General features: G+C 23.3%; 3 protein-coding genes. All 3 read right to left on the reverse strand.

What is annotated here, in order from left to right; translation table 4 throughout:
• Positions 1–211: 211 nt before the first annotated feature.
• The 3 genes from EHV01_RS05295 to EHV01_RS05305 all read right to left on the reverse strand — a co-directional run bounded on the left by EHV01_RS05295 (position 212) and on the right by EHV01_RS05305 (position 1,452).
• A complete protein-coding gene (locus EHV01_RS05295; protein WP_422066546.1) occupies positions 212–499 on the reverse strand; it encodes a hypothetical protein in 288 nt (95 codons plus the stop codon).
• A 117-nt stretch (positions 500–616) separates the two neighbouring features.
• The gene (locus EHV01_RS05300; RefSeq protein WP_400248272.1) at positions 617–1,198 is read right to left on the reverse strand and encodes a hypothetical protein; all 582 of its coding nucleotides are present in this window, start codon (positions 1,196–1,198) and stop codon (positions 617–619) included.
• Positions 1,199–1,245: 47 nt separating this feature from the next.
• A complete protein-coding gene (locus EHV01_RS05305) occupies positions 1,246–1,452 on the reverse strand; it encodes a hypothetical protein (RefSeq protein WP_422066547.1) in 207 nt (68 codons plus the stop codon).
• Between the last annotated feature and the right edge of the window lie 192 nt (positions 1,453–1,644).

Here is a 1,644-nt window from a genome sequence, read left to right on the forward strand (position 1 = left end):
TAATGAAACAATCCTATAATCAAAAAACAGGAAAATATTATTCTTGCAAAATTCGGAATGTTAATCTTTATTTAGATAAAAAACAAGAAAAAATATGAAATGAATTATCTTATTTTGAGACTTATTCACAACGAATAGAATATCTTATCAACWTWTATAAAAKATAATTATCTTAAAAATAAATAAAAAATAACCNNTTAAGGTTATTTTTTTAAATGCTATTTGTTAGTTTTTGAATAGCATCTTTTTGTTGTTGTTTTTTGTTGTTTATTTTAACTTGTTTTTTAACATTTTTAATTTGACCTGTTTTTAATGCTAATTCTGTTGCATAATCAGRTCCGCGTAAATGTTTTTCGTGGGCAATAACAGCAGTTCTTAATTCTCTAATTTCTGCTTTATATTTTTTAATTTTTTTAGCAGATAATCCAAGAATACCAAGACTACCCATTCCTCCTGCACCAGCTAACACAAGTAAAGCAATCATTAATGTTTCATTCATTTTCTTATTTCCTTTCCACCCTTACTCAAACAGTGGCCATCTATCCTTTCAGAACAAAATAATTTATAAATTAAACTATATAACCACCCAAAAATATCAGCCACCCCTATATATAGTTTATTTTAAATTTAATTCTTTGTTATTTTCTTCTGTTATACCATCTAAATTATTTCATTGTTTTGCTATTCTTGGCTGAATAACTCGCGGATTAATCCGACAATCTAAGCAATGTCTTAAATGGTCTTTTTTTCATTTTGATTTATCAATTCAAATTATAATTAAAGAAATTATTAAAGTAATTAAAGGTAAAATTGTAAATACTAATCCCATTTTAGATATTTTTAATCGTGGAATATCAATTTTCATATCTACTTTTGGTTTACTACTAGCAACAAATATGCCTTGAATTCCATGCGTAAATAAAGGTGTTAATAAAATAGCAATGCCATTACCTCAATATTGACCATAATTATATCAATTAATATTATCTTTTATTGCATTAATCATTCCATATTCTAATCAACAATTTAATAATAAAAATATTAATGTATAAAAACTAACTACCCAACTCCTAATTTTATATTTTCTTTCTCATTCTCTAATATCTTTATGAGTTCAATTATAAGTTGGAATAGGATCTTTTTTAAATCAATTTCAAGGTAATGCACCCTTTAATCAAGTTGTTTTATCTTGTTTCATAATTACTTACCTCATTTACTTTTTTATTCATTTTTATTTAATTCTAGTTACTTTTTATTAAATAATTCTTTAATATCATTTCTATTATTTGAAATAATTATTCATATTGGATGTTTTTCAATTAAATTTAATTCATTAATAGTTGTTGCACTATTAATTTTTCTTATTACTATATCATAAGAATCTAATGTTTCTTGTGATATATCAGTATCCATATCACGCTTATAAATAGAATGTTGTGGTTCATCTGCCATTAATTCTGTATTATTATGATTTTAATAACTTATTCTTTTTCTTTCAATACTTAATGTTTGCATTTTATGTTTAACGCCATTTTGATTTGTAAATTGTAAATGCAAATGTAGCACTTTTTATATGAATGAAAACCTTATTTTTAAGCTTAATAGTTATTTTAGTAATTAATTAACTAAAATAAGCCATAATAT

The sequence above is a fragment of the Spiroplasma sp. hy2 genome, assembly GCF_044714365.1.
GTDB lineage: Bacteria > Bacillota_I > Bacilli_A > Mycoplasmatales > Mycoplasmataceae > Spiroplasma > Spiroplasma phoeniceum.